The organism is Pseudomonas sp. NFACC32-1, from assembly GCF_900101215.1.
Lineage (GTDB): Bacteria > Pseudomonadota > Gammaproteobacteria > Pseudomonadales > Pseudomonadaceae > Aquipseudomonas.
Window position 1 is genome coordinate 1 of record NZ_FMUL01000010.1, and the last position, 21,267, is coordinate 21,267.

General features: G+C 66.7%; 9 protein-coding genes and 3 pseudogenes. 8 read left to right on the plus strand and 4 right to left on the minus strand.

Annotated elements, in window-relative coordinates:
• Positions 1-10: 10 nt before the first annotated feature.
• From BLP99_RS16205 to BLP99_RS16210, 4 genes and pseudogenes are all read left to right on the plus strand, one after another.
• Positions 11-8,326, plus strand: a pseudogene (locus BLP99_RS16205) (amino acid adenylation domain-containing protein); the annotation flags it as partial.
• 129 nt (positions 8,327-8,455) lie between these two features.
• Positions 8,456-9,859: pseudogene (locus BLP99_RS26975) on the plus strand (amino acid adenylation domain-containing protein); the annotation flags it as partial.
• A gap of 108 nt (positions 9,860-9,967) precedes the next feature.
• Positions 9,968-11,839: pseudogene (locus tag BLP99_RS26980) on the plus strand (alpha/beta fold hydrolase); the annotation flags it as partial.
• Entirely contained in the window at positions 11,823-13,145 is a 1,323-nt protein-coding gene (locus tag BLP99_RS16210; protein WP_176776513.1) for an MFS transporter, read from the plus strand. The pseudogene BLP99_RS26980 and the gene BLP99_RS16210, both read left to right, overlap by 17 nt.
• 35 nt (positions 13,146-13,180) lie before the next feature.
• On the opposite strand, the gene BLP99_RS16215 is transcribed toward BLP99_RS16210, so the two are convergent.
• Together BLP99_RS16215 and BLP99_RS16220 are read right to left on the minus strand one after the other, a co-directional pair.
• Positions 13,181-13,378 carry a hypothetical protein gene (locus tag BLP99_RS16215; protein WP_072391673.1) on the minus strand — a complete coding sequence of 66 codons (198 nt, stop codon included), beginning with the start codon at positions 13,376-13,378 and terminating at the stop codon, positions 13,181-13,183.
• A 218-nt stretch (positions 13,379-13,596) separates the two neighbouring features.
• Complete coding sequence (locus BLP99_RS16220) at positions 13,597-13,938, minus strand: carboxymuconolactone decarboxylase family protein (RefSeq protein WP_072391670.1); 342 nt, start codon at positions 13,936-13,938, stop codon at positions 13,597-13,599.
• Between the two features lie 109 nt (positions 13,939-14,047).
• Between BLP99_RS16220 and BLP99_RS16225 the strand changes: the two genes are divergently transcribed.
• Positions 14,048-14,953 (plus strand): AraC family transcriptional regulator, encoded by a 906-nt coding sequence (locus tag BLP99_RS16225; protein ID WP_092180961.1) that lies wholly within the window; start codon positions 14,048-14,050, stop codon positions 14,951-14,953.
• Positions 14,954-14,977: 24 nt separating this feature from the next.
• Here the strand turns inward: BLP99_RS16225 and BLP99_RS16230 are convergent, their stop codons facing one another.
• On the minus strand, positions 14,978-17,032 hold the full coding sequence (locus tag BLP99_RS16230) for a 2Fe-2S iron-sulfur cluster-binding protein (protein ID WP_092180964.1): 2,055 nt from the start codon (positions 17,030-17,032) through the stop codon (positions 14,978-14,980).
• A 194-nt stretch (positions 17,033-17,226) separates the two neighbouring features.
• Entirely contained in the window at positions 17,227-18,465 is a 1,239-nt protein-coding gene (locus BLP99_RS16235; protein ID WP_092180967.1) for an OprD family porin, read from the minus strand.
• A 253-nt stretch (positions 18,466-18,718) separates the two neighbouring features.
• Here BLP99_RS16235 and BLP99_RS16240 point away from each other — a divergent pair, with 253 nt between their 5' ends.
• From BLP99_RS16240 to BLP99_RS16250, 3 genes are all read left to right on the plus strand, one after another.
• Entirely contained in the window at positions 18,719-19,663 is a 945-nt protein-coding gene (locus BLP99_RS16240; protein ID WP_072391998.1) for a LysR family transcriptional regulator, read from the plus strand.
• 180 nt (positions 19,664-19,843) lie between these two features.
• Positions 19,844-20,647, plus strand: coding sequence for a putative hydro-lyase (locus tag BLP99_RS16245; protein ID WP_072458769.1), 804 nt, complete (start codon positions 19,844-19,846; stop codon positions 20,645-20,647).
• Between the two features lie 36 nt (positions 20,648-20,683).
• The gene (locus BLP99_RS16250) at positions 20,684-21,247 is read left to right on the plus strand and encodes a nuclear transport factor 2 family protein (protein ID WP_092180970.1); all 564 of its coding nucleotides are present in this window, start codon (positions 20,684-20,686) and stop codon (positions 21,245-21,247) included.
• Positions 21,248-21,267 lie beyond the last annotated feature (20 nt).

Consider the following 21,267-nt stretch of genomic DNA (forward strand, 5'->3'; position numbering starts at 1 on the left):
CGCCGACGGCGTGTTGCTGTTCCTGGGGCGCAACGACTTCCAGGTCAAGATCCGCGGTTTCCGGATCGAGCTGGGGGAGATCGAGGCGCAGCTCAAGGCCTTGCCACCCGTGACCGAAGCGGTGGTGCTGGCCGACGCCCAGCAACGCCTGCTGGCCTACTTCACCGCCACCAGCGCCCAGGACCCCAGCGAACTGCGCGCCCGGTTGGCCGCGGTGCTCCCGGACTACATGCTGCCCGCCGCGTTCGTCCAGGTGGACGCCTTCAGCCTCACCGCCAACGGCAAGCTGGACCGCCGCACCTTGCCCGAGCCGGGAGAAGCTCACTTCGCCCTGCACCGCTACGACGCGCCGCAGGGACCGGTGGAAACCCGCCTGGCCGAACTCTGGGCCCAGATCCTGGGCGTACCGCGTGTCGGTCGCCAGGACAATTTCTTTGCCCTGGGCGGTCACTCCCTGCTGGCCGTGCAGATGGTGGAGCAACTGCGTACGCAAGGCTGGTCCCTCGACGTGCGCACCTTGTTCGCCACGCCCAATGTCGCCGCGCTGGCCGTCGCCCTGGCGCAACGCCCGCAAGCTTCTGACCAGGCCCCCGTTTCGGCGGGCACCGCCATTGCCCCGGGCTGCACCCGCATCACACCTGAAATGCTGCCCTTGGTGCACCTGACCCAGGCGCAGATCGACCGTATCGTCGCCAATGTCGAAGGCGGCGCGGCCAACGTGCAGGACATCTATCCGATGGCTCCCCTGCAAGAGGGCCTGTTCTTTCATTATTTGCTCCAGGACCAAGGCGATACCTACCTGCTGCACACCACCCTGGCGTTCACCGACGAGGCGCGACTGGATGGGTTCTGCCTGGCACTGCAGCAAGTCATCGCCCGCCACGACATCCTGCGGACCGCCCTGGCCTGGGAGGGCCTCGACGAGCCGGTGCAGGTGGTCTGGCGCGAGGCGCCGTTGCCCATCGAGGTCCTGCGCATCACCGAAGCCGATGCGCTCACCCAACTGCTGGCCCACACCGACGCCCGCACCCGGCGCCTGGACATCCGCCAGGCGCCTCTGCTGCGGGTGGTGAAGGCATTCGACGCCCGGGAGCAACGCTGGTTACTGCAGGTACTGCACCACCATCTGGTGCTGGACCACACCACGCTGGAACGCATGGTCGAGGAGATCGTCCTGATCCAGCAGGGCCAGGCAGCGCAGCTACGTGAGCCGGTACCGTTCCGCCATTTCGTAGCCAACGCTCGACGTGGCCAGGACACCGACCGGCAGCAGGCTTTTTTCCAGCGCATGCTGGCCGATGTCAGCGAACCTACGGCACCGTTCGGCCTGCTCGACGTTCAGAATACCTGCGCCCTCGACGAGGCCCGCGGGACATTGGAACCGGAACTGGCGCGGGCCCTGCGCCAGGCGGCGCGACGCCACCAAGTGAGCGCCGCCAGCCTGTTCCACCTGGCCATGGCCCTGGTGCTGGGCAAAGCCACCGGACGCGCCGACGTGGTGTTCGGCACGGTCTTGCTGGGTCGCTTGCAAGGCGTGCCGGGGGCCGACCAGGCGCTGGGGGTGTTCATCAATACCCTGCCCCTGCGCATCGACTTGGCGAACAGCCCGATCGGCGACAGCCTGCAGCACACCCACCAGGCGCTGATGGCCTTGCTCGAACACGAACATGCGGCCCTGGCCCTGGCCCAACGCTGCAGTGGCGTGCCGGCGGGCACCCCGCTCTTTTCCGCGCTGCTGAATTTCCGCTACAGCCTGCAAGACACGCCCCACCAGAGTGTCGAAGGCATGCGCGTGCTGAGCACCGCCGAACGCACCAATTATCCCTTCACGTTTTCCGTGGACGACCTCGGCGAAGGTTTCAGCGTGACCGCACAGATCGCCGGGGCAGTGGGTGCTCAGCGAGCCTGGGACTTCATGCACCAGGCCCTCGCCAGCCTGGTGGATGCCCTGGAAAACAGCCCGCAACGGCTCGCCCGGACCCTGAATGTCCTGCCGGCACAAGAACACCTGCGGCTGGCGCGTTTCAATGCCACGCAGCGCCCGCGTCCGGAACGGGCCTTGCTGCACGAACGCTTCGAAGCCCAGGCGCGTCTCACTCCCGCGGCCGACGCGGTGCGCTGCGACGCGCGCGTGCTCAGCTATGGGCAACTCGATCAGCAGGCCACTCGCCTGGCCCGGCACCTGCGGGCGCTGGGGGTAGGCCCCGACGCTCGGGTCGGCATCCACCTGCGGCGCAGCCCGGAACTGATCGTCGCGCTGCTCGCCGTGCTCAAGGCCGGCGGCGCCTATGTGCCCCTGGACCCGGCCTATCCCGCGCAACGCCTGGCCTACATGCTCGATGACAGCGCGCCGGTGGCGATACTGACCATGAGCGATGCGCCACTGGACCTTGTCCTTGCCGCTGACTGCCAGCGCCTCGATGTGGACCGCGCACTGCGCAGCGACGAGACGGACGCCACAGCGTTGGCACCGGCATTGGAGGCACCGGCATTGGAGTCCCGCCACCTGGCCTACATGATCTACACCTCCGGCTCCACCGGCCAACCCAAGGGGGTGATGATCGAGCACGGTAACGCCCGCAACTTCCTCGACTGGGCCTTGCGCAGCTTCGACCCTCAGACCCTGGAACACAGCCTGTTCAGCACCTCCATCAACTTCGACCTGTCGGTGTTCGAATGCTTCGTGCCGTTATCCTGCGGTGGCGTGCTGGAACTGGTGGACGACGCCCTTGCCCTGCTTGAACGGCGCCCGGCGTTGAGCCTGCTCAACACCGTGCCGTCGGCTGCCGACGCGTTGCTGCGGGCCGATGCCCTGCCGGCTTCGCTGCAAACCCTCAACCTGGCCGGCGAAGCCCTGCCGCGCCACCTGGTGGAACGGCTGTTCGCCGACAGCGAGGTGCGTCGGGTCAATAACCTCTATGGCCCCACCGAAACCACGGTCTACTCGACCTGGGTGTCGATGGACCGCGAACAGGGTTTCGTCCCGCACATTGGCCGGCCCATCGACAACACCCAGGTGCATGTCCTGGACGAGGCCTTGCAACCGCTGCCGATCGGCGTGATGGGAGAGCTGTACATCGGCGGCGCAGGTGTCGGGCGCGGCTACCATCGCCGACCGGAACTGACCCGCGAGCGCTTCCTGGCCGATCCGTTCAGCGATGATCCGGCGGCTCGCCTGTACCGCACCGGCGACCTGGGCTTCTGGGACGCCGACGGCCAGCTCCATTACCTGGGGCGCAACGACTTCCAGGTCAAGATTCGCGGCTTCCGCATCGAACTGGGGGAAATCGAAGCCGCCCTGCTCGCCCTGCCTCAGGTGGCGGCCGCCGCCGTGCTGGCGGTCCGGCGCGGCGCTCGCGAACCGGCCCTGGTGGCCTATGTCGTCGCGGCCGAGGACAGCGCGCCGCTGGTGCCCGGCGCCTTGCGCGACGCCCTGGCGAGCCGTCTGCCGGGGTACATGGTGCCGGCGCTGATCGTGCCCCTGGATGTCCTGCCCCTGACCCCCAACGGCAAGCTCGACCGCGCGGCCCTGCCGGCACCTGGGGAAGAAGCCTGGGCCGTCCAGGCCTACGAGGCGCCGCGGGGGGAACAGGAAACGCTCATGGCCGAGATCTGGTGCGACCTTTTGGCCGTCGCCCGGGTCGGTCGCCACGACAACTTCTTCGAATTGGGCGGGCATTCGCTGCTGGCGGTGCAATGGGTATCCCGGGTGCGCCAACGCCTGGGCCTGGAGTTGTCCCTGGCCACCTTGTATGCCCACCCCACCGTGGCCGAACTGGCCACTCTCATGGGCAGCGCCTCACGCTCCGCGCTGGCACCGATCGCCGTGCTGCCGGAAGCGGCCGTCCGGCCCCTGTCCTTTGCCCAGCAGCGCCTTTGGTTCATCGCCCGCCTGGACGCCCAGGCGAGCGCCGCGTACCACATCAGTGGTGCCCTGCGCCTGGACGGCGAACTGGACGAAGCCGCCCTGCGCAACGCCCTGACCCGCATCGTCGAGCGCCACGCCGTACTGCGCACGCGCTTCATCGAGCAGGACGGCGAAGTGAGGCAAGTCGTCGACCCGCAGCCGCGCTGGAGCTTCTCGCGCCTGGAGCCGGACTCGAGCGATCTGCAGGCGGTCCTGGCGAGCGATGCGGCGCAGCCGTTCGCCCTGGACGAAGGCCCCTTGCTGCGAGTGTTGCTGGCGCGCCAGAACCCCGCCAGTCATGTGTTGCAAGTGACCCTGCACCACATCGTTGCCGACGGCTGGTCCATCGGCGTGCTGATCGACGAACTGTCGCTGTTGTACCGGGCGTTTCGCCAAGGTGCGCCGGATCCACTGCCGGCCCTGGCGATCCAGTACGCCGACTATGCCGCCTGGCAGCGGGAATGGCTGGTGGGCGAGCGCCACGCCGAGCAACTGGCCTATTGGCTGGAGCATCTGCGCGACGCACCGCAACGGTTGGACCTGTCCAGCGATCGGCCACGGCCGCCGCGCCAGGATGTCTCCGGGGCACGCCTGGCCGTGGCGCTGGACGCGCCGTTGAGCGCCGCGCTCAAGGCCTTGAGCCGCCGCCATGGCACGTCGCTGTACATGACGCTGCTGGCGGCCTGGGCGATCGTGATCGGGCGCCTCGCCGGACAGGAACGCGTGGTGATCGGCACGCCGGTGGCCAACCGCACCCGCAGTGAAGTCGAGCCATTGATCGGCTTCTTCGTCAACACCCAGGCGCTGTGTATCGACCTGGGCGGACAGCCGGACGTCGGCCAGTTGCTGGCCCAGGTGCGCCAGCATGCGTTGCAGGCCCAGGCCCACCAGGACGTACCTTTCGAACAGGTGGTCGAAGCCCTCAACCCGCCGCGTTCCCTGGCCCATAGCCCGGTATTCCAACTGATGTTCGCCTGGCAGAACGCGCCCCGCGGCGCCCTCGACCTCGACGGGCTGAGCCTCGCGCCCTTGGCTGCCGAGCAGACCACCGCGCCGTTCGACGTGTCCCTGGAACTCTACGAAGCCCAAGGGTGCATCGTCGGCGGGCTCAACTACGCCACCGCGCTGTTCGATGCCGACAGCCTGCAACGGCACTGGGGTTACCTGGTCAACGTGCTGCGCCAGTTGTGCGCCGACGATCGGCAGCCGCTGGCGCACCTGTCCCTGGTGGATGCACAGGAGCGTGAGCGCCTGCTGCACCAGCTCAACCCGGCCCCGACCCCGTTCCCCCAGGCGGGCTGGGTGCATGAACCGTTCGAACGCAGGGCACTGGAGCAGCCCGACGCTATCGCGGTCGAGTTGCATGGGCGCGGGCTGAGCTACGCCGAGCTCGACCGTCAGGCCAATCACCTGGCCTGGCGGATGATCGAACAAGGGGCCGGCACCGGCCAGCGGGTGGCCATCCACCTGCCGCGCAGCCTGGAGATGGTGCTGGCAGTGGTTGCCACGCTCAAGACCGGGGCGGCCTATGTGCCGCTCGATCCCAGTCAGCCCCTGGCTCGTCGCCAGGGCATCGTCGAGGATTGCCAGCCGTGCCTGCTGCTGTGGGATGACCAGCGTGTCGAAGGGCTGCGAGTCGGCGACACGTGCACGCCGCTGTCGGTTCGACTGGCGGTTACGGCAGACCAGGCCCTTGCCGCGCCGCCACTTGGACAACCGTCCCTTTCGGACCTGGCCTACGTCATGTACACCTCCGGCTCCACCGGGTTGCCCAAGGGCGTGGCCATGGGTCACCTGGCCCTGAGCAACCTGTTGGCCTGGCAAGCCGCACAGGCGCTGCCCGGGCCGGCCCGGACCCTGCAATTCGCCGCCTTGGGGTTCGATGTCGCGTTCCAGGAAATCTTCTCGACCCTGGGCAGCGGCGGTACCCTGGTGCTGCTGGAAGAAGCCCGGCGCCTGGATCTCGCGGCGTTGCCGCACTGGCTTGCCCAGGAGCGCATCGAGCGGCTGTTCCTGCCCTATATCGCCCTGGCGGGCCTGGCCGAAAATTGGGCCAGCGACCCCGTGGAACTGCCCGCCCTGCGCGATGTGGTGGTCGCCGGCGAAGCGTTGCGCATCACCGGCCCGTTGCGCGAGCTGTTCAAGCGCCACCCGCGCGCGCGGCTGCACAACCACTACGGCCCGACCGAAACCCACGTGGTGTGTACGCACACCCTGCCCGACGCCCCCGAGCAGTGGGCAGACGTGCCGGTGATCGGGCGCCCCATCGCCAACACCCAGGTGTGCCTGCTCGATGCGAACGGCCACTGGGTCCCCCAAGGCGTCGCCGGCGAACTGCACGTCGCCGGCGTGGCCCTGGCCCAGGGCTACCTGAATCGGCCGGACCTGACCGCCGAGCGCTTCATCGCCCATCCGTTCGATGCCGCCCCTGGCGCGCGTCTCTACAAGACCGGCGACCTGGCGCGCTGGACCGCCGAAGGTACGCTGCAATACCTGGGACGCAACGACTCGCAAGTGAAGATCCGTGGCTATCGCGTCGAACTGACGGAGGTGGAAAGCCGCCTCGACCAGGTACCCGGTGTGCGCGAATCGGTGGTGGTAATGCTGCCGGGAGACGGTGGCCATCCGCGCCTGATCGCCTACTTCAGCGCCACCGAGCCACTGTCGCCCCTGACCTTGCGCAGCCAGCTGAGCGAACGCTTGCCCGAATACATGCTGCCCAGCGCCTTCGTACAGCTGCAGGCACTGCCGCAGACCGGCAATGGCAAGGTCGATCGGCAGCGCCTGCCGGCACCGGCTCCCGAGGCGTTCGCGCAGACCGAATACAGCCCGCCCCAAGGCGAACTGGAGACCACCCTGGCGGCGATCTGGAGCGAACTGCTGGGGGTCGAGCCCATCGGCCGCCAGGACGACTTCTTCGCCTTGGGCGGACACTCCTTGCTGGCCCTGCGATTGCTGGCCCAAGTGCGTCACCGGCTGGGCCTGGAAGTGCCGCTGTCGGCGGTCTTCGCCCAACCGAGCTTGCACGCCCTGGCCAGCGTGCTGCAGGACGCCGGGCACAGTCGCCTGGGCCCCTTGCAGGAGGCCGACCGCAGCCAGCCCCTGCCCCTGTCGTTCGCTCAACAGAACCTCTGGCTGATCCAACAGCTCAATCCGGATTCGACGGCAGCCTTCAACATGCCGGCAGGCTTGCGGCTGCGTGGCGAACTGGATATCGAGGCGTTGCGTCGTGCCCTGGATCGTATCGTCGCCCGTCATGAAAGCCTGCGGACCCGGTTCGTGAGCCTCGCCGGCCAGGCGCGTCAGGTGATCGACCCGCCACGCTCGCTGGCCCTGGAGGTCGTCGACCTGAGCGTGCCCGGCGCGGCGGACTGGCAAGCGCTGTGCGCCGAGCAGGCCAATCAGCCATTCGACCTGACGAGCCAGTGGCCGATCCGCGCCCGCCTGTTACGCCTGGGCGCCGATGACCATGTCCTGCTGGTGACCGTGCACCACCTGGTCTCGGACGGCTGGTCCATGGGCGTGCTCACCGAGGAGTTCTCCGGTCTTTACCAGGCCTTCAGCCAGGGCCGGGGCGATCCCCTGCCGCCCCTGGCCCGCCAGTATGGCGACTACACGCTGTGGCAACGCCAATGGCTGCAAGCAGACGAACTGCAACGCCAACGCACCTATTGGACACGACACCTGAGCGGTGCGCCGACTTGCGTCACCCTGCCCACCGACCGCCCTCGTCCGGCCCGGCAGGACTACGCCGGGGCCAGCCTGCCGGTGCGCATCGAGCCCGGACTGACCCAGGCGCTCAAGGCCCTCGGACGGCGCCATGGCACGACCCTGTACATGACCTTGCTGGCGGCCTGGGCCGTGGTGGTCAGCCGATTCTCGGGACAATCGGAGGTGGTCATCGGCTCGCCCGTGGCCAATCGCAACCGGGTCGAGCTCGAATCGATGATCGGCTTCTTCGTGAACTTCCAGGCCCTGCGCATCGACCTGGACGAAGCGCCCCGGGTGGACACGTTGCTGGCCCAGGTCAAGGGCCTGGCATTGGCCGCCCAGGAGCACCAGGACATACCGTTCGAGCAGGTCATCGAAGCACTCAACCCGCCTCGCTCACTGGCCCACAACGCCATTTTCCAATTGATGCTGGCCTTGCAGAACGCTCCCCAGGGCAACCTGGACCTGGGCAATGGCCTGCAGTTGCACAGCGTCGGCGCGCCGGTCAGCACGGCCAAGTTCGACCTGGCCCTGGATGTCCATGAGGTGGGCGACGCCATCGAGGGCGGATTCAACTACGCCACCGCCCTGTTCGATGCCGATACCGTGGACCGTCACTGGCATGCGTTGCTGGCGGTATTGCGGGCGATGGTGGACGACGATCGGCAACCCTTGGCCGGTATCGACCTGCTCAGCCAGGCCGAACGCGACCAGTTGCTGCACGGCTTCAATCCGCCGCCCGGCTTGCCGGCGCCGGTCGGTGAGCGCCTGCACCAGCGCTTCGAGGCCCAGGTGGCTAGCCGTGGCGACGCGGTGGCGGTTCAGTTCGGGACGCAGAGCTTGAGCTACCGGGCACTCAACGAACGGGCCAATCGCCTGGCCCATCGCCTGCGCGAGCTGGGCGTGGGCCCGGATGACCGCGTGGCGATCCTGGCCGAGCGGGGTCTCGACCTTTTGGTCGGCATCCTCGCCACCCTCAAGGCCGGAGGCGCCTATGTGCCCCTGGATCCGGTCTATCCGGCGCAGCGCCTGAATTTCATGCTCGACGACAGCGCGCCGCAGGTGCTCCTGGCCCTCGAAGCACTGCCGGCAACAGTGCGGGCTCCGGCATCGTGCGTCACCGTTTCGCTGGACCCGGACGCCGGTGGCTGGAGCCATCTGCCTGGGGCGAACCCGGCAAGCGATCCCCGGGCCAGCGACACGGACCTGGCCTATATCATCTACACCTCGGGTTCCACCGGCGAACCCAAGGGCGTGATGATCGAACATCGCGCGGTGCTGCGGCTGTTCAGCGCCACCGACGCCTGGTTCGGCTTCAACGACCGGGACGTCTGGACGCTGTTCCACTCCTTCGCCTTCGATTTCTCGGTCTGGGAAATCTGGGGTGCGCTGCTGCATGGCGGCCGCCTGGTGGTGGTGCCCTACCTGACATCCCGCAGCCCGGAGGATTTCTACCGCCTGGTGGTGGAAACCGGCGTCACCGTGCTCAACCAGACCCCCAGCGCGTTCTACGCCTGGATGAAACACACGGGCGGCGAGCCCCACCGCCTTCGCTACGTGATCTTCGGTGGCGAAGCCCTGGACGGCGCGGCCTTGAGGCCGTGGTTCGACCGGCCGGACAGCCAGGCCACACGCCTGGTGAACATGTACGGCATCACCGAGACCTGCGTGCACGTCACCTACCAGTTGATCGAACCCGCGCTCTGCGCCACCGACGCCGGGCTGGTGCCCATTGGCCGGCCGATCCCGGACCTGCGCGTCTACCTGCTCGACGCCGAGGGCGAGCTGGTGCCCCGGGGCGTGGTGGGCGAATTGCACATCGCCGGGCCAGGCCTGGCGCGTGGCTACCTGAATCGGGCAGCCCTCGATGCCGAGCGTTTCCAGCCGGCGCGCTTTGCCGGCGGCCACGGCGAGCGCCTGTACAAGACCGGAGACCTGGCACGCTGGACCGCCGACGGCGTGCTCCAGTACCTGGGCCGCAACGACCAGCAGGTCAAGGTGCGCGGTTTCCGCATCGAACTGGGGGAAATCGAAGCGCGGCTCGCGGCCTTGGATGGCGTGCGCTCGGCGGCGGTCCTGGCCCGCCAGGACGAACCCGGCGACCCGCGCCTGGTCGCCTACCTGCTGGCCGAACCAGGCCAGCACCTGGAACCCGGACAATTGCGCGCGGCACTCGCCGAGCAGTTACCGGCCCACATGCTGCCCGGTGCCTATGTCCAGCTACCGCAGTGGCCACTGACCGCCAACGGCAAGCTCGACCGCCGCGCCTTGCCTGCGCCCGACCGGCAAGCCCTGCAACGGCAGCCCTATGCTGCGCCACAAGGCGTCACGGAGCTACGCCTGGCGCAACTCTGGTCGCGATTGCTGGGCGTGGAACAGATCGGTCGGGACGACAATTTCTTTGCCCTCGGCGGCCATTCGTTGCTGCTGGTGCAGCTGCTCGATGGCCTGCGCGAACAGGGCATGGACGTGGCCGTGGGGGCCTTGTTCAGTGCCGAAAACCTGGCCGCGCTGGCCCGACAGGTGGTCACCCCGGACACCTCCCGCGCAACCGCCCAGGGGCTGCTGTGCATTCGTGCCGGCTCGCCGGAGCGGGCACCGCTGTTTTTCATCCATGAAGGCACTGGCCAAGCGCTGCCCTATGCCAGGCTGGCACGGCACCTGGATCCGGAGTTGGGCCTCTACGCCGTGCAGGCGGCCGCCGAACTGGAGGATGGCATCGACAACGTGAGCCTCGCCCGCCGCTACATCGACCTGCTGCGCAGTGTCCAACCCCAAGGCCCGTACCGTTTGGCGGGCTGGTCGGCAGGCGGCGTGCTGGCTTATGAAATGGCTCGCCAGTTGCTGGGCGAGGATTGCCCCGTGGCCTTCCTCGGGCTGATCGACAGCAGCGAGCCGGGCGCCTTGCGCGCCGCGCCGTTGGCAGTGACGTTCGATGAAGCCGGCCTGCGTCAGCAACTGATCGGCTACCTGGCACAGCATTGGAGCGGTGAAGACGCTAGCGGCCAGGCTGCGTGGCACACCGGGCTCGACCTGGATGCGCTCATCGCCTCGGCCCAGGCCCGGGGCTGGCTGCCATCGGGCTTCGACCGTGAGGAACTGACCCGTCGGGCACGCCTCAACCTGAACCTGCGCAACGCCATGGTTCGCTACCGGCCGGCGCCCCTGGGCCTGCCCGTGCATTTGTTCCGGGCCGCGTCGGGGCATCCGGGGGCCGACCCGAGGGACCTGGCCGCCGACTGGCGTGCGCTGCTGGGGGTCGACCTGATAGATCGGCGCGTCGAAGGCGACCACTGGTCCATCATGCGCGACCCCGAGCACCTGCGGCAGTTGGCCCAGGCCTTGGAGCAGGTCCTGGCGCAGACCGAGGGGCAGCCTGCGCAAACGGCCGGCGTGCGTGCCAGCCTGGTGCTGCAGACCGGCGCTGCGCATGCGCCTTGCCTCTTCATGATCCCGGGGGCCGGCGCCAACGTCGCCAGTTTCGTGCCCCTGGTCCGGCACCTGGGCCCGCACTTGGCCGTGATCGGGTTGCAGGCCCGCGGTTCCGATGGCCGGCGCGAGCCCCATGCCTCGGTACAGGCCGCGGCGAGCGCCTATGTCCGCGAGATCCGTGCCCGAGTCCCCCAGGGTCCCTACTACCTGCTGGGCCATTCCTTCGGCGGCTGGCTGGCTTTTGAGGTCGCCCGTCAATTGCAACTCGAAGGGGCAGCGGTGGCACCGGTGATGTTGATCGACAGCCGCCCGCCAGGTTCGCGCATGGCCAGGGATCGGCGCGCGGCCCTGGGCCGGTATGTGGCGTTGCTGGAGATGGACACCGGGCGCGACCTGAACCTGGACATCGACACCCTGGCAAGCCTGGAAACGGACGAGCAATGCGCCCAACTGCTGGCGCGCATGCAAGCCGTCGGCCTGATGCCGACGCAGGCTCGTCCCGAAGCCTTGCGCGGGCCGTTGCGAGTCTTCCAGGCCAACCTGGCGACGGACTATCGACCGGCACCGGCCTACACCGGCCCGGTGGTGCTGTTCAGCGCCGCAAAAGCTCGCGTCGAACCAGGTCCAGCCGAGCCCGGCTGGGAGGCATTCGCTGCGGACTGCCGACGCCATGTGCTTGCAGATTGCGACCACCTGTCCATCCTCAAGACGGGGGCGGCGTCGACCTTGGCCGAACACCTGCGTCGCTACTGGCCCGCCCTGGAGAAATCCCATGCTCATGAGGGTTGAACCGGCGATGCGGCCCTGGCTGTGGGCGTGGGGCGGCCAGGTCGCCTCGACCCTGGGGGCGGCGCTGGCGGCGTTCAGTCTGGGTATCTGGTTGCTGCAGCAGCATGCCAGTGTCACCGACTACGCCTGGGTCATTGCGCTGTCGGCCCTGCCCGGCCTGTTCCTGGCCCCATTGGCCGGTTGGCTGGTGGATCGCTGCGAGGCGCGGGCGCTGCTGCTGGGTGTCGAGGTCTGCGGCGGCCTGGCGGCGCTCATCCTCTGGTGGCTGTTCGAACACGACGCACTGGAGCGCTGGCAGGTGTACACCTTCGCGGCGATCAACTCGAGTGGGCAAGTGGCGCGCATGCTGGTCTGTCAGGCGGCGATCCCGCGGGTCCTGAGCAGCCCGAAGGCGATCGGCCGGGCCAACGGCCTGATGCAACTGATGGTCGGCTTGCCGCAACTGATCGCCCCGACCCTGGCGGCGCTGTTGCTGACCCGCGTGGGAGTGCCCGGCGTGTTATTGCTGGACCTGGGGACCGTACTGTTCTGCGCAGGTGTGCTGGGCTGGCTCGCCGTGGTCGCCCCCCCCGTACGCGCCAGCCGCCAGGCAGGCGCCCTGGTCACAGACGGATTGCCCGCGGTCCTGATGGTACTGCGTACGCGCCCGGCACTGGGGGTACTGCTGGCCTACCTGGGCCTGGAGCACCTGATGCTCGGCCTGGCCTCGGCCCTGCTGTCGCCCCTGGTCCTGGAGCGTCATTCGGTACTGGTATTGGGCACGCTGATGACCTGCGGCGGGCTGGGCATGCTCGGTGGTTCATTGTGGGTGGTCATGCGCCCGCCGGTGCGGCTGATCCGCACGGTCCTGGTGGCCGACCTGTTGCTCGGCACCAGTGTCCTGAGCATCGGCACCAGCACTTCTCCGGCGGTCCTCTACGTGGCGGCCTTCGTGGCGTTCGGGTGCTTCTCGCTGAGTACCAGCAGTGACCAGAGCTTCTGGCAGCGCAGCCTGCCCGGAGCCCTGCTGGGTCGGGTGTTGTCCGCACGGCAGATGGTCTGCCTGCTGGCGATGCCGATGGGTGCCCTGGGGGCTGGCGCGCTGGCGGACCACTGGGCGATTCCCTGGATGAGCGAAGCCGGCGACATGCAGGCCAGGCTCACCCTGGCGATGGGCACCGGCAAGGCGGGCGGCCTGAGCCTGCTGTTCGCTGTGGCGGGCCTGCTGTATGTGCTGCTCGCCAGCCTCGGCCTGGCCACCACGCCGCTGCGTCGGCTGGAACCCGGGTGGACAGAGCCTCGCCCGGCCGTTGTCGGCAGCGGATGAGTGTGCCGGCCCCGTCCAGGCTCTGTACAAAAACTCTATGGAGCCCAGGGCCGCTCGGCCTCCGGGGAAATAGCACCGCGTCGGGGCACATCGCACCTGTCCATGCTGGCGGACTCCCGCGCCAGGGCACCCATCAGTTGGGGCAGCAGGTAGCCGCTTTCATATTCGCCCTGCGTCCTTTGCGGCGCATCCGTCCAGGACGTCGAGGCGTAGCAATCGTTTGTGTCGTACATGGGGTGGACCTCCTGGCGGGTGGAGAAACCGCAACGCCTCACCCGGCCATTGCTTGATCGCAGTCTGAACCTTGGGCCGCCGTTGGAGAATGACCAGCAACGGCATGACTCGATTGCAGCGGATGCAACAATGACGGCTTGCTTGCATCAGGCGCCGCCCTGTCATGAAAAGCCCCGGGACCTTGAAGTGCCCGGGGCCTGGTGTGCGCGGCAATCGACTAGTTCTTCAAAGCGTCGAACGCCTCCAGGGAATGCAGCGAGTAGATGTACGCAGCGCCGGCGTTGAGGGATATCGCGGTGGCCAGTGCGGCGGCCACTTCTTCCCGGCTGGCGCCGGCCTTGATCGCCGCTTGCGTATGGGTCGCGATACAGCCGTCGCAGCGGGTGGTGACGGCGACCGCGATGGAGATCAACTCTCGCGTCCGGGCATCGAGCACATCATTTTCAGCCGCCGCTTCGCCGAGTGCCATGTAGGCCTTGGCCATTTTCGGATTGCTTTTGCCCAGCGCGCCAAAGGATTTCTTGATGGTGGGCAGCAATTGGGACCAGTCATTGAACATCGTGTTAACTCCTGAGCAGGTTGGTGTACTGTTTCGACGTGCTCAGTTTTTCATCACCACGCGAACCGGTTTTGTTCGATCCGCTCAGTTTTTTTCGCGAAGCTCTCAAATGAATGCAATCGATAAACTCATCAGCCTGGCCAACGTCCGCGGCAGCCTGGACCTGCGTTGCCAGTTCCAGGGCGACTGGGCACTGGAGCATGGTCCGCAAGCCCTGGGCAAGGCGCCGTATCACATTGTCCTGGCGGGGGAATGCCGGGTGGAGTTCCCCGATGGCCAGCGATTGCCCATGCGCGCCGGCGACATCCTGCTGTTGCCCCGGGGCAGCCGGCACGTCATGCACAGCCCCGGCAGGACCGTCGCGCCAACGGTGCCTGAGACCGTCCTGGGCGGCGTATTACCGATACACCGCATTGGTCGTGCCAGCCCGGACCTGGACATGATTTGCGGCGGCTTTCATTTCAACCGCGCGTCGCTGCTGTTCGCCGCCCTGCCCGATTACCTGGTGATTCCCAGCGCCGCCTTGCCGGCCAACGGAGCGTTGCCGGCGCTGGTAGACGTCATTCGCGCAGAAGCGGACGGGGATCAGGCGGGGGCGCGTTTTTTGCTGGATGCGCTTTCCCAGGCATTGTTCACCCTGATTTTGCGGGCGCACCTGGCAAGCCGGGGGCCGGACGCCGGCTCACTGGCCTTGCTGGGGGACAAGCGCCTGGGCAAGGCCTGGCGGGCAATGCTGGACGACCCGGCCCATGAATGGGCGATTCAGGACCTGGCCGAGATGGCCAGCATGTCCCGGGCATCGTTCATGCGGGCATTCGTGCGGGTGGCGGGTGTTTCGCCATGGGTACTGCTGACCCAGTTGCGAATGGAGCTGGCGTTCAGCCTGCTGAGTCACTCGCACCTCGGTTTGAGCGACATTGCCCAGCAGGTCGGCTATCAGTCCCAGGCGGCGTTCAGCAAGAAGTTCAAGGAGATCTATGGCGAGGCGCCCGGGAAGGTGCGCCGCGCAATCTGATGGACTCCGAGAGGGACAGTCCCTTCACACCTCCAGCACCAGCGTCTCGCTGCCCTGGGCCGGTACCGCACAGCAGATCAGCACTTCATCGTCTGCCAGCGGCATGGCCGGTGTGTTCAGGTAATGCACCTGGCCACGGGTCATGCGGGTCTTACAGGTGCCGCAGGAACCGCCCCGGCAACTGAATTCCGGGCTCAGGCCCCGTGCCTCCGCCAGTTCCAGGAGCGTTCCGCTTCCGGGTTCCCAGCGGCCTTCCTTGGCCGACGTGGCGAACAACACCTTGACCGGCTCACTCGCCACCGGCACTTGCTGCGCCGCCGGAGTACTGATCTCGACGTCCCGCACCAGGGTGGAAGGACCGAAGGTTTCGGCGTGGATCCGGTCGTCCGGGATACGCAACCCCCGCAAGCCGTCATACAGGGCCTGGGTAAAGCTGCCGGGACCGCACAGGTAGTAGTCGTAGTCGTCGAGGGGCAGCAGTTGCTTGAGCAGTTCGATATCGATCCGGCCCTGTGCGTCGTAGCCCTTGCCGGCCTCGCCCCCACTGGGCGGTTGGCTGACCATGCGCAATACCCGCACCTTGCCGCCGGCCCGGGCCGCCAGTGCGTCGATTTCCTCACGAAAGGCCAGGTCGGCCACCGAACGGGCGCTTTGTACCACCCAGACCGGGCGCATCCGATTGATGCGCAGCCCCTGGTAGACCACCTCGCGCAGCATCGACAGCAGCGGCGTCACACCGACGCCCGCCGCCAATAGCACCAGGGGCCGCCGTTCGCCTGGCTGGACGGTGAAGTGCCCCTGCGGTGCCCGGGCTTCAAGGGCATCGCCGACCTGGATCCGGTCATGCAGATGGGAGGACACCGACCCGTCGCGCTTGACGCTGATGCGCAGGAAATCATCCGAAGGCGCGCTGGAAACGCTATAGGTCCGGATCACCGGGGCATCCTGCCCATCCAGCCCGACCCGCACGGGCAGGTGCTGGCCGGCCTCGAAACGGGGCAAGCCGACACCGTCGGTGGCTTGCAGGTAGAACGAGCGGATGTTGTGGCTCTCGTCCACCACCCGGGCGACCTGCAATGCGCGCCAGCGGGTACGCAAGGCCTCGGCCTGCAGACGCTCATTGGCCTGTTCCCAGCTGCCGGTCATCAGCGAGTTGGGCGAGTCACCGTCGGCCTGCTCTTTCCAGCGCAGCGCGATGGCCGCCCGGCGCAGGACAACGCGCTGCGGCGTGAAGCGCCACAGCCGCTCGGCGCCCTGGAACGCGGCGATCTCGGGCGCATCCAGCAGGACCTCGGCGGTCCCGCTCATTTGCAAAAGGTCACCGGTGGAGAAATCGATGAACACCAGCCCCGCGCGCGGATTGACCAGGATATTGCCCAGTGTGTTGAAAAACAGGTTGCCGGAGAAATCCGGAATGGTCAGGGTCCCGGCTTCATCCATGCGCACGAAACCGGGTTTGCCGCCGCGGTGGGAAACATCGACCTGGCGTTCGCCGTCGCGCTCGACATAGGTGGCGACATGGAAAGAATCGGCTGACGTGACCAGGGTGCGCACCGCCGGATCCGCCACCGTCAGTTCGAGGGCCGCCGAAGGCCGCTCATCGACAAAGGAATACTGGCGCAGGTTGATGTAACGCGGGCAATTGCCATAGGCCTGGCGAACCGTGATGTCCACGCCGCGGTCGCGACGACGGGCGATGGTGCCGTTCATGCGGTTGCGTCGGCGAGTGTGCAACTCGATGCCCAGCAGGCCGATGGCGTCGCCCTCGTTCAGCCCGGCCTGGGCCGGATCTTCCGGTTGCGGGGTGAGGTCGATGTGCAGTGTCTGCGGATCGGGTGAGTGCATGAAGCCCGGTTGCCCCGTGCGCAGGGTGGCCCACGCATCGCCTTGGGGATCCACCGCACCGAGCACGACGAAAGGCAGTTGGGCATAGAACTCCCGATGCTGGTCCGGCATCCATGTCCGGGACATCTGCCGCTGGCCGACCCCGACCATCATTTCCACTGCGCCGACGGAGCGTTGCAGGGTCAGTTCACCTTCGTGCCAGGGGGAGACGGTTGATTTCGAGGCGTTGTCCATGGGTCTGTCCTCGCGGCCGCAGGGATGCCCGCTGCGGTGTGGGTGGGTTCGCGCCTCATGCAGAGGTGCCCGTTGTCGTGGGCTCATCTTCTGCCGTTCGCGGGCACGGCGGAATACGCACGAACCGCAATCCACCCTTTCATGAAATGCAATAGCGCCGCTCGGGAAGCCGCGCCATCGCAGGCAGCCATGGCCTACCAGAGCGTCATCGTATAGCTGACGATCAAGCGGTTCTCGTCCAGGTCGTTGCCGAAGTTCGAGCGTACCGAGGCGTTGCGCCACTTCAAGCCCAACCCCTTGAGCGTGCCGTCCTGCACCACATAGGCGATGTCCGTGTTGCGCTCCCACTCGCGACCCTCGCCCGGTGCGGCGCGTTGTACGTTGTCGCCACTGATGTAGCGCGTCATGAACGTCAATCCAGGCACACCAAGGCCGGCGAAGTTGTAGTCGTAGCGAGCCTGCCAGGAGCGCTCGTCGACGTTGGCGAAGTCACCGATCTGGACGAAGTTGACCAGGTAAGGGTCGCTGCGGCTGATATACGGAAACGGATCGTCACCGCTCATGCGCTGGTAGCCCAGGCCCAGCGCATGCGCACCGAGGCTGTAGGTGAACAGCGCCCCGAATGCCTGGTTGTCGAGGTCGCGGAAACTGCCGTCTTCGGTGCTGCGCGAATAGCGCACGTCGCTCTTGAGCGCCTGGCCTGCCCCCAGGTCCAGGGTATGGACGAAGCCGAGGTAGTTCTGGCGATAGATGTCCTCCAGCTTCCCATAGCGATACTGCGCCGTGAGGTTCGGCAGGAACTGATAGTCCGCCCCGGCGAACTGGAACCGGTCGCTGGTGCCGCCGATACGGTTGGCGGTCAAGTCCTGGTAATCGGTGGAATCGACGAAGTTGATCCGGGTGAGCTGTCCACCGGTCAGTTTCAGCCGGTCGATTTCCTGCACGTTCACTTGACCGCCCTTGAACGTCCCCGGTAGCAGGCGGGTGTCGTTGGAGTTGACCACCGGATCCTTGATTTGCAGCGTACCCAGCTTGAGGGTGCTGTTGGACAGGCGCACCTTGGCGCTCAGGCCCAGTTCGCCATAGCGGTCCTGGGAACCGCCCGACGAGTCGGCAGGCAGCAGATTGGTACCGGCCGTGCCACCACCTGAGTCCAGCTTGAAACCGGCCATGCCCAGGGCGTCCAGGCCGAACCCCAGGGTGCCGGCGGTATAGCCTGACTCGATGCGCAGCAAAAAGCCTTGCGCCCACTCCTCGGCCTTGTCCCGTGCACCTTCCTGGCGGAAATCGCGGTTGAAGTAGAAATTGCGGGCTTCCAGGGTGCCCTTGCTGTCGGCGAGAAACTCGGCATGGGCGGTCGGCACGCCCATCAGGTTCAGGCCCAGCACGGTGCCGATGGGAAGGTGAAGTGGAATGAATCTGCAATAGCGCATGCGTGCTCCCTTTATCGGCGCGAGCGAACCCGCTCGGGGTGCGTTTGCGCGCGCCTCGTTATTGTTGTGTGAAGACGTGGTTCTGGGACTCGGCGCAGTGGGCTGCGTCGTGGGGCGGATTCTTCGCGGGGTGGTTTGCAGGCGTCAAACGGGAAAAAAGCCGGATCGGACATAAGAAAATTTGATGCCTGCCTGGCGCCGATCTGGAGTAACAATTGCAATGAACAAGAACGTCTGCGCCAAGAGAGCCGTCATGAACCTCAAGTTCCTCGAAACCTTCGTCTGGGTTGCCCGCCTGCAGAGCTTCAGCCTGACCGCCGAAAAGATGTTCAGCACCCAGGCAGCGATCTCCAGCCGGATCGCTTCCCTGGAGGATGAACTGGGCCTGCGCCTGTTCGTGCGCGACTCGCGCGGTGTCTCGCTGACCCCGGAAGGTTTCAAGGTGCTCACCTACGCCGAACAGATGCTGGAGGTCCAGCGTGCGTTGAAACAGTCGCTGGACGACACCAGTCCCCAGCAGGGCCTGGTGCGCATCGGCGTGATGGACACGGTGATTCACACCTGGCTCAGCCCGTTGATGTCGATGCTGATGCAGGCTTTCCCGGCGGTGGAAATCGAAATCACCGCGGACGCGGCGCGCAATCTCTGCGAACAATTGCACAAAGGCTACCTGGACATCGCTTTCCAGACCGATACGGTACGCCACGAAAGCGTGCGCAACCTCGACCTGGCGCATTACCCCATGCACTGGATCGCTGCCAGCCAGTCGATCTACGCCCGTCCCTACGGATCGCTGGCGGAAATGGCCGGCGAGCGCATCATCACCTTCGTCAAGCATTCCCGACCGCACCAGGACGTGCTCAACCTGCTGTATGCCCATGGGGTGAATGCACCGCGGGTCAGTTGCGTCAATTCGGTGTCGGCGATGACCCGGCTGATCCGCGATGGCTTCGGCATCGGTGCCTTGCCGGCGGCGCTGGTGGCCAAGCCCCTGGCAAGCGGCGAGTTGATCCAGCTGGAGCCCGGTACATCCCTGCCCCAACTGGACGTGGTGGCCTCCTGGCGCGTGGGGGTGGGGCTGGAGCTGATCGAGAGCATCGTGCAGATGAGCCGTCAGGTGGTGGGACAATATGCCCTCGATGTCGGGCCGCAACGGATGGTGGCGGCACCCGGCCTGGCCAGCGCGACGCTGGAATAACTTTTCCTTGTCGGGGGGTAACAGGATTCCTTGTTGGACGTCGACACCCCGGGGCTCTTAGGGTCTGTACGCAATGTCTTGAGACGAAGGTCAGGCAGTTTTCAACGCAGCCTGAACGAGTTCAAGGCTTTTCCTACAGACCCGACTTGAACGCCCCGACGTGCCCATGGAGCCCCTTCGATGACCCATCCCGCCCCATCCTTCGAGCAACTGCAGCGCTACGAGCCCCTCGCCCTGCGCCAAAGCATCGCCGCCGGTGCCTACCAGGGCCATACCAGCGGCCTGGGCCAGGGACGGGTGCAAGCCAACATCGTGATCCTGCCCCTGGACTGGGCCAATGAGTTCCTGCGCTACTGCACCCTCAACCGCCAGGCTTGTCCGGTACTGGACGTGACCGCACCCGGGGATCCGTTTTTCCGCAACCTGGGCACCGCCATCGATATCCGCCACGACGTCCCTCGCTACCGGGTCTACCGGCACGGCGAGCTGAGCGAAGAGCCGCTGGACATCGGGCACCTGTGGCAGGACGACATGGTCGCCTTCGCCATCGGCTGTTCGTTTTCCTTCGAGCAGCCGCTGCTGGAAGCCGGCATCCGACTCAGGCACATTGAACTGGGGCGAAATGTGGCGATGTTCCGTACCGACATCGACACCCGCCCCACTTCGCGGCTGTCCGGCAAGCTGGTGGTGAGCATGCGCCCCATGAAGGCCGCCGCGGCGATCCAGGCGATCCAGATCACTAGCCGCATGCCCGATGTCCATGGCGCCCCGGTGCACATCGGCGATCCATCGCTGATCGGTATCCATGCCCTGGATACCCCGGACTTCGGTGACGCCGTGCCAGTGGCGGCGGATGAGATCCCGGTGTTCTGGGCCTGTGGCGTGACCCCGCAAGCGGTCATCCAGGCTTCTCGCCCGCCACTGTGCATCACCCACGCGCCGGGTTGCATGCTGGTGACGGACCTGTGGAACAGCGCGTTGTAACCTTGAAAGCGGCCCCTACCTATGACAGGACATCCGATGACCACCGCACGGCAATCGATCCAGCGCTACATAGACGCCAAGGACGGCAACCGCCCGCACCTGCTGGCCCAGGCCTTCACGCCCGATGCCACGCTGGACATGGACATGCGCACCGACACCCTCTCGTTTCCGGCCCACACCGAGGGCCGCGACGGCATCGGCGACGTGCTGGTCCGTCGCTTTGGCCAGACCTTCGAAAACGTGTACACCTTCTGCCTGGAATCCGCGCCACCGGCAAATGTCGCCACCTTCCAGTGCAAATGGCTGGTGGCGATGTCGGACAAACACAGCGGTGAAGTCCGTGTCGGCTGCGGTGAATATGACTGGCGGTTCGAAGCCGAGTCGGGCCTGGTACAGCGCCTGGCGATCACCATCGAACACATGAAGACCCTGCCGGCCAGCGAACTGGCGGCGGTCATGGCCTGGGTCGCGACACTGGACTATCCCTGGTGCAGCCCGGCCGCCGCCGTCCGCCATGCACCGGCCTCAGGCGAGCTGGATGAAGTGATCCGCTACGTGACGGCCAGGCGCATACAACCGTGCGCCGACGCGTTCGGATAACCTACGCTGGCAGCAAGCCC

What these genes read in the sequence shown, in the direction of transcription:
- BLP99_RS16210 (WP_176776513.1), top strand. Translation starts at nt 11,823, where the DNA reads ATGCTCATGAGGGTTGAACCGGCGATGCGGCCCTGGCTGTGGGCGTGG.
- BLP99_RS16215 (WP_072391673.1), bottom strand. Translation starts at nt 13,378, where the DNA reads ATGTACGACACAAACGATTGCTACGCCTCGACGTCCTGGACGGATGCG.
- BLP99_RS16220 (WP_072391670.1), bottom strand. Translation starts at nt 13,938, where the DNA reads ATGTTCAATGACTGGTCCCAATTGCTGCCCACCATCAAGAAATCCTTT.
- BLP99_RS16225 (WP_092180961.1), top strand. Translation starts at nt 14,048, where the DNA reads ATGAATGCAATCGATAAACTCATCAGCCTGGCCAACGTCCGCGGCAGC.
- BLP99_RS16230 (WP_092180964.1), bottom strand. Translation starts at nt 17,032, where the DNA reads ATGGACAACGCCTCGAAATCAACCGTCTCCCCCTGGCACGAAGGTGAA.
- BLP99_RS16235 (WP_092180967.1), bottom strand. Translation starts at nt 18,465, where the DNA reads ATGCGCTATTGCAGATTCATTCCACTTCACCTTCCCATCGGCACCGTG.
- BLP99_RS16240 (WP_072391998.1), top strand. Translation starts at nt 18,719, where the DNA reads ATGAACCTCAAGTTCCTCGAAACCTTCGTCTGGGTTGCCCGCCTGCAG.
- BLP99_RS16245 (WP_072458769.1), top strand. Translation starts at nt 19,844, where the DNA reads ATGACCCATCCCGCCCCATCCTTCGAGCAACTGCAGCGCTACGAGCCC.
- BLP99_RS16250 (WP_092180970.1), top strand. Translation starts at nt 20,684, where the DNA reads ATGACCACCGCACGGCAATCGATCCAGCGCTACATAGACGCCAAGGAC.